At 73.9% G+C, this 13,689-nt stretch carries 10 protein-coding genes; 4 read left to right on the top strand and 6 right to left on the bottom strand.

Annotated features, from left to right (window positions below):
* Window positions 1-19: 19 nt before the first annotated feature.
* Both M3185_RS04585 and M3185_RS04590 read right to left on the bottom strand, forming a co-directional pair.
* A complete protein-coding gene (locus M3185_RS04585; protein ID WP_251332487.1) occupies window positions 20-1,069 on the bottom strand; it encodes a malate dehydrogenase in 1,050 nt (349 codons plus the stop codon).
* A gap of 75 nt (window positions 1,070-1,144) precedes the next feature.
* Window positions 1,145-3,253, bottom strand: a complete 2,109-nt coding sequence (locus M3185_RS04590) for a DNA gyrase/topoisomerase IV subunit B (protein ID WP_251332488.1) — start codon at window positions 3,251-3,253, stop codon at window positions 1,145-1,147.
* 270 nt (window positions 3,254-3,523) lie between these two features.
* Here M3185_RS04590 and M3185_RS04595 point away from each other — a divergent pair, with 270 nt between their 5' ends.
* Complete coding sequence (locus tag M3185_RS04595) at window positions 3,524-3,724, top strand: DUF7455 domain-containing protein (RefSeq protein WP_017834164.1); 201 nt, start codon at window positions 3,524-3,526, stop codon at window positions 3,722-3,724.
* A 199-nt stretch (window positions 3,725-3,923) separates the two neighbouring features.
* On the opposite strand, the gene M3185_RS04600 is transcribed toward M3185_RS04595, so the two are convergent.
* The 4 genes from M3185_RS04600 to M3185_RS04615 form a co-directional block, all read right to left on the bottom strand.
* Complete coding sequence (locus M3185_RS04600; protein ID WP_251332489.1) at window positions 3,924-5,477, bottom strand: RNA polymerase sigma factor; 1,554 nt, start codon at window positions 5,475-5,477, stop codon at window positions 3,924-3,926.
* A 185-nt stretch (window positions 5,478-5,662) separates the two neighbouring features.
* Complete coding sequence (locus M3185_RS04605) at window positions 5,663-7,066, bottom strand: DUF4192 family protein (RefSeq protein WP_251332490.1); 1,404 nt, start codon at window positions 7,064-7,066, stop codon at window positions 5,663-5,665.
* A gap of 124 nt (window positions 7,067-7,190) precedes the next feature.
* Window positions 7,191-8,486 (bottom strand): MFS transporter, encoded by a 1,296-nt coding sequence (locus M3185_RS04610; protein ID WP_251332491.1) that lies wholly within the window; start codon window positions 8,484-8,486, stop codon window positions 7,191-7,193.
* A gap of 86 nt (window positions 8,487-8,572) precedes the next feature.
* A complete protein-coding gene (locus tag M3185_RS04615; RefSeq protein ID WP_251332492.1) occupies window positions 8,573-9,490 on the bottom strand; it encodes a proteasome assembly chaperone family protein in 918 nt (305 codons plus the stop codon).
* 233 nt (window positions 9,491-9,723) lie between these two features.
* Here M3185_RS04615 and M3185_RS04620 point away from each other — a divergent pair, with 233 nt between their 5' ends.
* The 3 genes from M3185_RS04620 to M3185_RS04630 all read left to right on the top strand — a co-directional run.
* On the top strand, window positions 9,724-11,268 hold the full coding sequence (locus M3185_RS04620) for a leucyl aminopeptidase (RefSeq protein ID WP_251332493.1): 1,545 nt from the start codon (window positions 9,724-9,726) through the stop codon (window positions 11,266-11,268).
* 144 nt (window positions 11,269-11,412) lie between these two features.
* Window positions 11,413-12,780 carry a dihydrolipoyl dehydrogenase gene (lpdA, locus tag M3185_RS04625; RefSeq protein ID WP_251332494.1) on the top strand — a complete coding sequence of 456 codons (1,368 nt, stop codon included), beginning with the start codon at window positions 11,413-11,415 and terminating at the stop codon, window positions 12,778-12,780.
* 108 nt (window positions 12,781-12,888) lie between these two features.
* Window positions 12,889-13,689 (top strand): biotin/lipoyl-containing protein (locus tag M3185_RS04630; protein WP_285859440.1); only part of this gene is annotated, 801 nt, incomplete at its 3' end.

A 13,689-nucleotide genomic window follows, 5' to 3' on the forward strand; every position in this document is an offset into this window, starting at 1 on the left:
GGCCCGGCCCCGGCGGCGCTCAGCCGCGGGGGCCCAGCAGCCCCATCGCGGCGACGGCCTCCCGCTCCTCGGCCAGCTCCTGCACGGAGGCCTCGAGGCGGGAGCGGGAGAACCCGTCGAGCTCCAGGCCCGGCACGATCGTGGCCGCCCCGTCGCGGCAGGTGACGGGGAAGGAGCTCACGAGGCCCGCCGGCACGCCGTAGGAGCCGTCGGAGGCCACCGCCATCGACGTCCACGCGCCCTCGGGGGTGCCGAGCACCCAGTCGCGGACGTGGCACAGGGCGGCGTGCCCGGCCGAGGCCACGGAGGAGCCCCCGCGCACCTCGATGATTTCGGCGCCGCGCCTGGCCACGCGCGGGATGAAGGTCTCGGCCACCCAGTCGAGGCCGAGGCCCTTCCCGGCGAGGACCTCGAGGGCCGGCCGGCCGGCGACCGTGGCGTGGGTGAGGTCCGGGTACTGGTTGGCCGAGTGGTTGCCCCAGATCGCCACGCCCGCGATCTCCTCGACGCGCGCCCCGGTCGCCCCGGCCAGCTGCGCGACCGCGCGGTGGTGGTCGAGCCGGGTCAGCGCCGTGAACCGCTCCCGTGGGACGTCGGGGGCGTGGGAGGCGGCGATGTAGGCGTTGGTGTTCGCGGGGTTGCCGACCACGACGGCGCGGAAGTCCTCGGCCGCGCCGGCGTTGATCGCCCGCCCCTGCACCGAGAAGATGCCCGCGTTGGCCTCCAGCAGGTCCGCCCGCTCCATGCCCTGCGAGCGGGGGCGGGCGCCGATGAGCAGCCCGACCGACGACCCCTCGAAGGCGGCCGCGGCGTCGTCGAAGACCTCGACGCCCTCCAGCAGCGGGAAGGCCCCGTCCTGCAGCTCCAGGGCCGTGCCCTCCGCGGCGCGGCGCGCCTGCGGCAGCTCGAGCAGGTGCAGCCGGATCGGCGTGCCGGGCCCGAGCAGGTCCCCGGCCGCGGCGCGGAAGACGGTGGCGTAGCCGATCTGGCCAGCGGCGCCGGTGACGGTCACCGTCACCGGGCGGGGCCGGGACGGGACGGCGGGACGTGCGGTCTGGGAGGCGCTCATGCGGGGTCCTTCCTCGGGAACGGTCGCTCGTCCTGCCCAGCGTAGCCGCCGGTCCCGCCCTTTGCGCCCGGCCGCTCAGGCGTCGATGCGCTCCTGGTCCAGCTGCGCGGCGCCCTCGATGATGAAGTCCTTGCGGGGGGCCACCTCGGAGCCCATGAGCAGCGAGAACGCGTGCTCGGCGGCCTCGGCGTCCTCGACCCGGATCCGGCGCAGCATCCGGTGGCGGACGTCCATCGTCGTCTCGGCGAGCTGGTCGGCGTCCATCTCCCCCAGGCCCTTGTAGCGCTGGATGGGCTCCTTGTACCGCCGGCCCTCCGCCTCCAGGCGCGCCAGCAGGTCCCCGAGCTGCTTCTCCGAGTACGTGTAGACCATCTCGTTGGCCTTCGCCCCCGGGCTGACGACCTCGACCCGGTGCAGCGGCGGCACCGCCGCGTAGACCCGCCCGGCCTCCACGAGCGGGCGCATGTAGCGGTAGAACAGCGTGAGCAGCAGGGTGCGGATGTGGGCGCCGTCGACGTCGGCGTCCGTCATCATGATGACCTTGCCGTAGCGCGCCGCGGACAGGTCGAAGGTGCGCCCGGAACCCGCGCCGATCACCTGGATCAGGGCCGCGCACTCGGCGTTGGCGAGCATGTCCGTGATCGAGGCCTTCTGGACGTTGAGGATCTTCCCGCGGATGGGCAGCAGCGCCTGGTGGTTGGAGGAGCGGGCGAGCCGGGCGGTGCCCAGCGCGGAGTCGCCCTCCACGATGAACAGCTCCGAGCGCTCGACGTCGTCGGAGCGGCACTCGACGAGCTTGGCGGGCATCGACGAGGTCTCCAGCGCGTTCTTGCGCCGCTGGGTCTCCTTGTGCACGCGCGCCGAGATGCGGGACTTCATCTCGGCCACGACCTTCTCCAGCAGCTGGCCCGCCTGCTGCTTGTCGTGGCGGTTCGTGGAGGTCAGCTTCGCGGTCAGCTCCTTCTCGACCACCCGGGCCACGATCTGGCGCACCGCCGGAGTGCCGAGGATCTCCTTGGTCTGCCCCTCGAACTGCGGCTCGGCCAGCCGCACGGTGAGCACGGCGGTCAGGCCCGCGAGGACGTCGTCCTTCTCCACCTTGTCGCTGCCGGCCTTGAGCCGGCGGGCGTTGGCCTCGACCTGCTTGCGGAAGGTCTTCAGCAGCGCCGCCTCGAAGCCGGCCTGGTGCGTGCCGCCCTTGGGGGTGGCGATGATGTTGACGAAGGAGCGCAGCGCGGTGTCGTAGCCGATGCCCCAGCGCAGGGCGACGTCGACCTCGCACGTGCGCTCGATCTCGGTGAGCTTCGAGCGCCCGCTCTCGTCGAGGACCGGGACGGTCTCCTTGAACCGGCCCTCGCCGTGGAAGCGCCACACGTCGGTGACGGAGCTGTCCACCGAGAGGTACTCCACGAACTCGGAGATCCCCCCGTCGTGCTGGAACACCTCCTCGTGCGCGCCGAACTCCCCCGGCGTGCCGGGCAGCCCGCGCTGGTCGCGGACGGTGATCCGCAGGCCCGGGATGAGGAACGAGGTCTGGCGGGCGCGCTTGGCGAGCTCCTCGTAGCTGAACCGGGCGTCCTGGGTGAAGATCTGCTCGTCCGCCCAGTACCGGATCCGGGTGCCGGTGACGCCGCGCTTGGCCCGCCCGACGACGTCGAGCACCGAGTCCTCCACGAACGGCTCGAAGGCCGCGTGCGGGGAGGGCCGGCCCTTGTCGACGAAGCGGCCGGGCTCGCCCCGGCGGAAGGACATCTGGTAGGTCTTGCCGCCGCGGTCCACCTGGACGTCCAGGCGGGCGGAGAGGGCGTTGACCACGGAGGCCCCGACGCCGTGCAGGCCGCCGGAGGCGGTGTAGGAGCCACCGCCGAACTTGCCGCCGGCGTGCAGCTTCGTGAAGACGACCTCGACGCCGGTCAGACCGGTGCGGGGCTCGATGTCGATGGGGATGCCGCGGCCGTCGTCGTGGACCTCCACGGCGCCGTCGGCGTGCAGGACCACCGTGATCTCCTGGCCGAAGCCGGCGAGGGCCTCGTCCACGGAGTTGTCGATGATCTCCCACAGGCAGTGCATCAGCCCGCGGGAGTCGGTGGAGCCGATGTACATGCCCGGCCGCTTCCGGACGGCCTCGAGGCCCTCGAGGACGGAGAGGTGGCGGGCGTTGTATTCGGAACGGGAGGGTGTCACGGGGGTACGGCTCCTGGGGGACGGCGGGATTCCCCACCACTGTAGTCGGGGCGTCGGACACGCTCCCGCCGCCCGGTCCCGGCGCGGGCGGCGCGGGCGGCCGCACCGGGGCCTACGCCGGGGGCGAAAAACGTCCCCGACAGGGATCGAATGTCGGAGGGTCGTGGTTGGATATAGCAGTATCCCGATGCGTCCACGAGACCCCGGGTACGAGCACCGGAGGTGCCCAGCGCCCACGGTGCATCGCGTACGACACAGGAGGAGGATCCCGTGAACGCAACATTGGAAAGCCGAGAACTGAATGCGACCGACCGCTGCGACGCGTGCGGCGCCCAGGCCTACGTCCGAGTGATCCTCGAGTCCACGGGCGGCGAACTGCTCTTCTGCGCCCACCACGCGCGCAAGAACGAGCAGAAGCTCCGGCCCCTGGCGGCCACCTGGCAGGACGAGACGGAGCGCATCGGTTCCTGACGACCCCCACGGCGACCGGCCGCTGAACGGCCGGCGCACGCACGGAGGGCCCCGGCACCTGGTGTCGGGGCCCTCCGTGCGTGACGGGGCGGGACGGCCCTGCCGGTCGCCCCGGGGCCGGGCCCCGGCGCCGCGGGCGGCTGGCGCCCGGCCCGCCCCGCCCCTCCCCGCCCGTGAGGACCGGGAGGGACGGGACCGGTCAGTCGAGGTAGTCGCGCAGCACCTGGGAGCGGGACGGGTGGCGCAGCTTCGACATGGTCTTGGACTCGATCTGGCGGATCCGCTCGCGGGTCACGCCGTAGACCTTGCCGATCTCGTCGAGGGTCTTGGGCTGGCCGTCGGTGAGCCCGAAGCGCATCGCCACGACCCCGGCCTCCCGCTCGGAGAGGGTGTCCAGGACCGAGTGCAGCTGCTCCTGCAGCAGCGTGAAGCTCACGGCGTCCGCGGGGACCACGGCCTCCGAGTCCTCGATGAGGTCGCCGAACTCGGAGTCGCCGTCCTCGCCGAGCGGGGTGTGCAGCGAGATCGGCTCACGGCCGTACTTCTGCACCTCGACGACCTTCTCGGGCGTCATGTCCAGCTCGTTGGCCAGCTCCTCCGGGGTGGGCTCCCGGCCGAGGTCCTGCAGCATCTGCCGCTGGACGCGCGCGAGCTTGTTGATCACCTCGACCATGTGCACCGGGATGCGGATGGTGCGGGCCTGGTCCGCCATGGCGCGGGTGATGGCCTGGCGGATCCACCACGTCGCGTACGTGGAGAACTTGAAGCCCTTGGTGTAGTCGAACTTCTCGACCGCGCGGATCAGGCCGAGGTTACCCTCCTGAATGAGGTCCAGGAACAGCATGCCGCGGCCGGTGTAGCGCTTGGCGAGGGAGACTACCAGGCGCAGGTTGGCCTCGAGCAGGTGGTTCTTCGCCCGCTTGCCGTCGTGGATCACCCAGCGCAGCTCCTTGCGGGTCTGGGGGTCGAGGGAGTCCAGCTGCTCCGCGAGCTTGTGCTCGGCGTAAAGGCCGGCCTCGATCCGCAGCGCCAGGTCCACCTCCTGCTCGGCGTTCAGCAGCGCGACCTTGCCGATCTGCTTGAGGTAGTCCTTGACCGGGTCGGCGGTCGCCCCGGCGGAGACCACCTGCTGGGCGGGGGCGTCGTCGTCGTCGTTGGCGGTGATGACGAAGCCGGAGGTCTTCTCGTCCTTGGGCGCCGGGGCCGGGGCCTGCTCCTCGGCGTCCGCCTCGTCCTCGGCCTCCGTCTCCTCGTCCTCGTCCACGTCGGGGTCGACGACCCCGGCCTCGTCGGTGAAGTCCACCTCGATGTCGGCGTCGGCGTCCACCACGGCGTCGTCCTCGACGTCGGCCCCGGCGTCCTTGGCGGCCTTCTTGCGCGGGGCGGCGGCCTTCTTGCGACTCGCCGCCTTCCGGGCGGGGGCCGCGGCCGGCTCGTCGGCGACCTCGGCGTCGGGGGTGACGTCCTCGGCCGTGGCGTCCACGGCGGTGGCCGGCGCGGCGGTGGTCTTGCGGGTCGTCCGGGAGGCGGCGCTCCTCGGGGCGGCGGGGGCCGCGGTGGTCTTCCGGGCCGCGGTCGACTTGGCGGCGGTGGACTTCGTCGCCGTCGTCTTCTTGGCGGCCACGGACTTCTTGGCCGCGGTGGACTTCGCCGCGGCGGTCTTCGCCCGCGGGGACGTGCCCGTGGCCTCGGTCCCGGCGGCCGGGGCCTCGACCGCGGTGTCCGTCGTCTTCTTGCTGGCGGCAGGTGACACTGAGAGCCTTTCGTTGAACGGTCACGGCGCCCACCCTCGGGGCAACACGCCTATGACCCTGTCAAGTCCGTGCTCCGGGCAACGTCCGGCGCGGTGGGCTTGAAGGGTCCTGAGAGGCGGAACGACCGGTGCCCGGGATTTGTTCCCGGCCCGCGCACGGACCGTGGAAAAGCGCGTCGCGGGGCTCAGGCGTGCCAGGCGGTGCTGCGGTCCCGCGCCCACACGGGCACGGGGCGGGCGTCGGCGAGGCGGAGCACGCGCAGCGCCGCCGGGTGGCCCGGCACGAGGGCGGTGGCCCGCCGGACGAAGTGCGCCGTGTGGGAGCCGCGCGCCCGGAAGCGGTTGAGCTGGGCCAGCTCGACGAGCACGCCCGCGAGCGCCGCGCGCTCCCGGGCCCGCTCCGTCCGGGCGGTCGGGACCGCCTGCGGCGGGACCCCGGCACCGGTGTCCCGCCGGGCCCGGACCGCGTGGGCCGGTCCGAGCAGCCAGGTCAGGGCCAGGAGCACGCGGTACAGGGCGTCGAGCCGGGCCCAGTCGGGGGTCCCGTCCCACTCCCCCGCGAGGACCCGCGTCAGCAGGATCAGCTCCCCGGCGCCGGGCTCGGTCCGCGGGCGGGCGCCGAGGGGCCCGCCGCCGGGGCCGGGGGGCACCGGCGGCACGCCGGCGGGGGTGGGGGCGAGGGTCGGCCCGGTGGGCTCCCCGCCGGGGTCCTCCCCGCCGGGGGCCTGGGCGTCCTCGCGGGCCTCGTCGCACAGCCCGCCCCAGAGGGCGGCGGCGGAGAGCACGCCGTCGACGTCACCCGTCGCCCCGGCGGCCAGGAGCAGGTCGGCGAGCACGGGGTCCGCGAGCCCGGCCGCGAGGAAGCCGAGGAGGTCGTCGTCGAGCCCGAGCAGTGCGGCGACCCACTCCTGCCGGGCGTCCCCGACCAGCCGCAGCACGAGGTGCCACGCGCCCAGGGACCGGGCGAGGCGGTCGAGGTGGTGCCAGGCGCCGGCCCCGTGACGCAGCCAGCGGGCGGCGGCCCCCGCGACGTCACGGACGGTGCCGGCCGGCAGGTCGCCGTACTCGTGGTCCATCGCCTGCCGGGGCGCGGCGGCGTAGGAGCTGCCGGCGGCCACGAGCGCGGCGTTGACGGCGCTGTCCTGGATGACGGCGACGTCCTGGACGTCTGACGGGTCGTCCACCGGCCACCACTGCTCGCCGGCCACGATCCACCGGGCGGCCGTGCGCCGGCCCGCCCGGCCGGCGGCCCGGTCCACGAGCTCGAGCACGCCCCGGACGCGCGGCGGCACGGCCCGCTCCTGCCGTGGGGGCGGGTCCGTGTAGACGATGACGAAGACGCGGTCGCTGAGGGCGTCGTGGCCGACGGGCTCGGCGAGCTCGTCCACGAACGCCTCCGCGAAGGGCCCGTCCGAGGGGTCCTGCGGCAGGTCGACGCGCACGCACGCGCCCGCCGCGGCCGCGCCGGCGGCGAACAGGACGAGGGAGTCGGCGGGCCAGTAGCCGAGCGTGTGCGGGACCACGGCGAGCAGGTCGGCGGCGCACCGGACGACGGGGACGAACGGGTCACGGGTGGGGTGCTCTCTCATGGGCCCAGGGTGGGCGATCGTGCGCCCGCCGTCCCCGGTGCGGACCCCGGCTGGGGACGGGAACGGGCCCCGGGCGGGCGCGCCCGGGTAGTGCAGGACGGACGCCGCGGGCCGGGCCGGGCGCTCAGGCGGCGCCGGCCCCGTGGCGGCGCCGGACCTGGCGGGCGGTGGCCAGCAGCCCGGCGACGCCCAGCGCCGCGACGAGGTACTGCGCGCCGACGGCCAGCCGGAACGCGTCGGGGGCGTAGAGCTCGTCGCGGAACCCGGCGGCGTGCAGCAGGTCGAGGACGAGCCCGGTGCCGAAGATCGCGAGGACCGTGGCGGCGAAGCCGCCCACGTTGACGATCCCGGCCGCCGTGCCCGTGCGGCGCGGCGGGTTGAAGCTGCGGGCGATGTCGAAGGCGATCATGGAGGCCGGCATGCTGATCGCGATCACGCACACGGCGACCAGCACCACCGGTGCCGGGGCGGTCCCCGGCCACAGCAGGAGCACCGTCCACGTGCCGAAGACGATCCCCGTGACGGTCAGCGCCAGCCGGGCGCGGCGGCCCGGGTGCCGGGCCGTGAGCCCGCCCAGGACGAGGCCGACGGCCAGGTTGGTGAGCACGAACGACGTCATGACCACGGAGATCGTGGCGTCGCCCAGGCCCTGCGCGTACTCCAGGTAGGGATAGCCCCACATCAGCGCGAAGGTGTTGCCGGCGAACTGGGTGGTGAAGTGCACCCAGAAGGCCAGGCGGGTGCCCGGCTCGGCCACGCTCTCCCGCAGCACCCGCCCGGTGCGGCGCAGCCCGAGCGCCGGGTCCAGGACCTGGACGCCCGGCGGGGCGTTGCGCAGCACCGCGGCGGAGAGCACCGTGGCCAGCAGTGCCAGCGCCGCGAGCGCCACGAACGACGGCGACCAGCCGGCCCGTTCCAGCGCCCACGCGAAGGGGATCACGGAGACGAGCTGGCCGATGTTGCCGACCACGCCCAGCAGCTGCGTCAGCAGCGGCACGCGCAGGGCCGAGAACCAGGCGGGGATCAGGCGCATGACGCACACGAAGGTCGCGGCGTCCCCCGCTCCCACGAGCACGCGGCCGCCGACCCCCTCGGCGACCGTGTCCGCGAGCGCCAGCACCACCTGGCCGGCCACCATCAGGAGGCCTCCGGCGGCGACCATCGCCCGGGAGCCGACGCGGTCCACGAGCACGCCCACGGGGATCTGCAGGCCGGCGTAGACGAGGACCTGCATGAGGGAGAACATCGACAGGGCGGAGGCCGCGGTGCCGAAGCGCTCGGCGGCGTCCACGGAGGCCACGCCGAAGCTCGTGCGCTGCGCCACGGCGCTGAAGTAGGCGAACGTACCGATGCCGAAGACGAGGTAGGCGGAGCGGGAGTCCTTGCCGGGCTCGCGGGGACGGGACCGGTGGAAGTTCATGCGCTCCGCTCTCGGGACGGGGGCCCGGGCCCACGCCCGGGAACGGCACCGCCGTCCCGGGACGACGGCGGGCCGCCGCGGGCGGGTCAGTCCTGCTCGTCCTCCTGGGCGGCGAGGAAGGCCTCGACCGCGGCGCCGATCTCGTCGGCGTCGGGGAGGTCGGACTCGTCCCCCACGAGCAGGGACCGGGGGGCCGAGGCGTCGACGACGTCATCGTAGCGCTGTTCCAGGCCCGCCACGACCGCCTGCACCTCCGGGGAGGCACCGACCTGGTGGTCGATCTGGCGCTCGATGTCCCGCGCGGCCTCGCGCAGCTGGTCCGAGGGCAGGGTCAGGGACGTCACGGCGCTGATGTGCTCGAGGGCGGCGACCGCGGCGTGGGGCAGGTGCGCCTCCGCGAGGTACTGCGGGACGTGCACGGTGAAGCCGATGTTGTCGATCCCCTCCTCGGTCAGCCGGATCTCGAGCAGCTGGGCGGCGGAGCCGCTCATCTCGACCACGGGCTTCCAGGGGTGCTTGGTGGGCAGCAGGTCCGCCCGGCTGCCGTGCACGGACACGAGCACCGGCCGGGTGTGCGGCACCGGCATCGGGATGCCGGCGACGATGGCCACGAGGGAGACGTCCATGCGGCGGGCCAGACCGACGACCGCCTCCGTGAACCGGTTCCACTGCAGGTCCGGCTCGGGGCCGGTGAGCAGCGCGAAGCTGCGCCCCAGGGCGTCCGTCACCAGGCGCAGGGACAGCTCGGGGTGCTGGAAGCGCTCGAAGTGGTCCTCGACGAAGCTCACGTGCGGGCGGCGCGCCCGGTAGTCGTAGAGCTGGTCGAGGTCGAAGCGGGCGACGGCCTCGTGCGGCAGCGCCTCCGTGATGGTGTGCTCGATCTGGGCGGCCACGTGCCCCGCCTCCGCGTAGCCGGACAGGGCGACGATCAGCGGCAGGCCACGAACCCGGGCGTCCTCGAGCAGCGCGGGGTTGCTCAGGTACAGCGAGGTGGGGTCCAGCACGGCGTCTCCTCCTGGTGGTCGGTCCTCGGGGCGCGGCCGGCGGGCCGCACCTCGGTTGATTTCAACCCGCCCGCGCGTCCGCATATTCCCGACCGGTAGCCGCTCCCGGTCCCGCCGGCGCGCCGGGGATAGGATCGACGGGACGCCCGCCGGACGGGCGCGGGACGCCGGGAGCGGCCCCGCCGCGGCCCGGACGGGCCGTGCCTCAGCGACCGCCAGCGAAAGGACGACCCATGCCCGACGTACAGGCCCTGCTCGAGCCCCGGGGGATCGAGCTCACCGCCACCCACAAGTCCCTGTCCCGCACGCCGGCGCACGCCCTCGTGCTCGGCGTGGAGAAGGCGGGCGGCACCGGTCGCGTGGTGCTCCCCGCCGGCGAGCAGCGCCGGCTCTCCGCCGTGGTGGAGGCGGCCGAGGTGCTGCGCGTGGGCGGGGCCACCGACGAGGTGACCGTGCTCCCCGCCCCGTCCGGGCTCCCGTTCGCGGTGACGGTCCTGACCGGCCTCGGCGCCCTGCCCGAGGACGGTGCCGCCCGTGCCGAGGCCCTGCGCCGTGCCGCGGGGGCCGCGGTGCGCCGGCTCGCCGGCACGGACTCCGCGGTGCTCGCCCTGCCGGTGGCCTCCGAGCAGGACGCCGCGGCGGTCGCCGAGGGCGCCGCGTTCGGGGCCTTCGCGTTCGCCCACCAGCGGGCCGCGACCGCCGGGTCGGTGAAGGCCCCGCTGGCCTCCGCCGTCGTGCACGCCCCCGACGTCGCCCGCGCCGCGCTGAGCCGGTGCCTCGACCGCGCCGCCGCCCTGGGGCGCGGCGTGCGCGCGGCCCGGACGCTCGTGGACCTGTCCCCCAACGTGGTCTACCCGGAGACCGTCGCCGACTACGCCCGCCAGGCCGCGAAGGGCACGAAGGTCTCCGTGTCGGTGCTCGCGGAGAAGGACCTCGCCAAGGGCGGCTACGGCGGGCTGCTGGGCGTCGGCCAGGGCTCCGTGCACGGGCCCCGCCTCGTGAAGCTCGAGTACTCCCCCGCCCGCGCCGCGAAGCACTACGCCTACGTGGGCAAGGGCATCACCTTCGACTCCGGCGGCCTCTCGCTCAAGCCCCCGGCCTCGATGATGACCATGAAGTCGGACATGGCCGGGGCCGCCGCCGTCCTCGCGGCGGTGCTCACCGCCGCCGAGCTCGGGCTGCCCGTGAAGGTCACCGGGTGGCTGTGCCTCGCCGAGAACCTGCCCTCCTCCACCGCCACCCGCCCCGGCGACGTGATCACGATCCGCGGGGGGCGCACGGTCGAGGTGCTCAACACCGACGCGGAGGGCCGGCTCGTGCTCGCGGACGGCCTCGTGGCCGCGTGCGAGGAGGCCCCGGACGCCGTCGTGGACATCGCCACCCTCACGGGCGCGCAGATGGTGGCCCTGGGCACGCGCACCTCCGGGGTCATGGGCGACGAGTCGCTGCGCACCGCGGTGGCCGAGGCGGCCCGCGGCGCCGGCGAGGACGCCTGGCCCATGCCCCTGCCGGAGCACCTGCGCGCCTCCCTGGACTCCAAGGTCGCCGACCTCAAGAACGTGGGCGACAAGCACGGCGGGATGCTGGTGGCCGGGCTGTTCCTGCGCGAGTTCGTCGCGGGGGCCGACGGCGCCCGCGTCCCGTGGGCGCACATCGACATCGCGGGGCCCTCCTTCAACGAGTCCTCCCCGTACGGGTACACCCCCGCCGAGGGCACCGGAGCGGGCGTGCGGACCCTCGTCCGGCTGCTCGAGAACGCCGCCGCGGACCGCGGCTGAGCCCCGCCGACACCCCCGCCGCCCGGCGGTTGCCTGCATGGGCACTCGCTGGGCGGTGGGGCTAAGGTAGGGACGACACAACACCGGTCCAGGACGGCGCGCCACCCGCCCGTCCCGACGTCAACGCGCAAGGGAGCCAAACACGTGGCCGACAACGAATTCGACATCCTCGTCCTCGGTGGGGGCAGCGCCGGCTACGCCGCCGCGCTGCGCGCCGTCCAGCTGGGCTTCACGGTGGGCCTGGTCGAGAAGAACAAGCTCGGGGGCACCTGCCTCCACTGGGGCTGCATCCCCACCAAGGCGTACCTGCACTCGGCCGAGCTCGCGGAGAACGCCCGGGAGGGCGCCAAGTACGGCGTGCACACCACGCTGGAGTCGATCGACATGGCCGCGGTGCGCGAGTACAAGGACAAGATCGTCGCCGGCAAGTTCAAGGGCCTGTCCGGGCTCATGAAGATGCGCAAGGTCACGGTCATCGAGGGCGTCGGCCGGCTCACCGGGCAGAACACCGTCGACGTCGACGGCACCACCTACACCGGCAAGCACATCGTCCTGGCCTCCGGGTCCGTCTCCAAGACCCTGGGGGTGGAGATCGGCGGGCGCGTGATGACCTCGACCGAGGCCCTCGAGATCGACTTCGTGCCCAAGAGCGCGATCGTGCTCGGCGGCGGCGTGATCGGCTGCGAGTTCGCGTCCATGTGGAACTCCTTCGGCGTGGACGTCACCATCATCGAGGGCCTGCCCAACCTCGTGGCCAACGAGGACCCCGCCCTCATCAAGGTCCTGGAGCGCGAGTTCAAGAAGCGCGGCATCAAGTCCAACCTCGGCACCTTCTTCGACAAGGTCGAGCAGGACGACAACGGCGCGAAGGTCACCCTCGCCGACGGCAAGGTCTTCGAGGCCGACATCGTCCTGGTGGCCGTGGGCCGCGGGCCCAACACCGCCGGCATGGGCTACGAGGAGCAGGGCATCCCGATGGACCGCGGCTTCGTCACCCCCAACGAGCGCCTGCACACCGGCGTGGGCAACATCTACGCGATCGGCGACATCGTCCCCGGCGTGCAGCTGGCCCACCGCGGCTACCAGCAGGGCCGCTTCGTGGCCGAGGAGATCGCCGGGCTCAACCCCGCGATCGTCGAGGACGTGAACATCCCCAAGGTGACCTTCACCGAGCCGGAGATCGCCTCCGTGGGCTACACCGAGCCCAAGGCCAAGGAGAAGTTCGGCGCGGACAACGTCGAGGTCGCCGAGTACAACCTCGCCGGCAACGGCAAGAGCTCGATCCTGGGCACCGGCGGCATCATCAAGCTCGTGCGCGAGAAGGACGGCCCGATCATCGGCTTCCACGCGATCGGCAAGCGGATCAGCGAGCAGATCGGCGAGGGCCAGCTCATCGTCAACTGGGAGGCCTACCCCGAGGACGTCGCCGCGTTCGTGCACGCGCACCCCACCCAGAACGAGGCCATCGGCGAGGCCGCCATGGCGCTCGCCGGGGCGCCGCTGCACGGCTGACCCCGCCGAGGTCCCGCCCCGGCGGGCGGGACCTCCCCCCGCACCCCGGCACCGGGCCCACCACCCGGACCGCACCAACGAAGGCACCGAAAGAAAGACGGTCGGACCATGTCAGAAACCGTAAATCTGCCCGCCCTGGGCGAATCCGTGACCGAAGGCACCGTGACCCGGTGGCTCAAGCAGGTCGGTGACGAGGTCGCCGTCGACGAGCCCCTGGTCGAGGTCTCCACCGACAAGGTCGACACGGAGATCCCTTCCCCCGTGGCCGGCGTGATCGAGGAGATCCTGGTCCAGGAGGACGAGGACGTCGAGGTCGGCGCGCCCCTGGTCGTCATCGGCGACGGCTCGGGCTCCGGCGGATCCCCGCAGCCCTCCGGCCAGCGGATCGAGGACGCCGCCACCGAGGCCGCGACCCCGGAGACCACCGACGTGGCCGCCGAGGAGCAGGCCCCGCAGCAGGAGCAGGCCCCCCAGGCCCAGGCCCAGCCCACCGGCGAGGGCACCGAGATCACCCTGCCCGCCCTGGGCGAGTCCGTGACCGAGGGCACCGTGACCCGGTGGCTCAAGCAGGTCGGCGACGACGTCGCCGTCGACGAGCCGTTGCTGGAGGTCTCCACCGACAAGGTCGACACCGAGGTCCCCTCCCCCGTGGCCGGCACCCTGCTGGAGATCCGGGTCCAGGAGGACGAGGACGCCGAGGTCGGGCAGGTCCTGGCCGTCATCGGCTCCGGCGCCCCCGCCCCGCAGCAGTCCCCCGAGCCGGGCAAGCCCTCCGGCCAGCAGATCGAGGACGCCGCCACCGAGGCCGCGACCCCGGAGACCACCGACGTGGCCGCCGAGGAGCAGGCCCCGCAGCAGGAGCAGGCCCCCCAGGCCCAGGCCCAGCCCACCGGCGAGGGCACCGAGATC

Source organism: Kocuria rosea, from assembly GCF_023715525.1.
In the GTDB taxonomy this organism is placed as follows: Bacteria; Actinomycetota; Actinomycetes; order Actinomycetales; family Micrococcaceae; genus Kocuria; species Kocuria rosea_A.

What these genes read in the sequence shown, in the direction of transcription:
- M3185_RS04585 (WP_251332487.1), bottom strand. Translation starts at nt 1,069, where the DNA reads ATGAGCGCCTCCCAGACCGCACGTCCCGCCGTCCCGTCCCGGCCCCGC.
- M3185_RS04610 (WP_251332491.1), bottom strand. Translation starts at nt 8,486, where the DNA reads ATGAACTTCCACCGGTCCCGTCCCCGCGAGCCCGGCAAGGACTCCCGC.
- M3185_RS04620 (WP_251332493.1), top strand. Translation starts at nt 9,724, where the DNA reads ATGCCCGACGTACAGGCCCTGCTCGAGCCCCGGGGGATCGAGCTCACC.
- M3185_RS04605 (WP_251332490.1), bottom strand. Translation starts at nt 7,066, where the DNA reads ATGAGAGAGCACCCCACCCGTGACCCGTTCGTCCCCGTCGTCCGGTGC.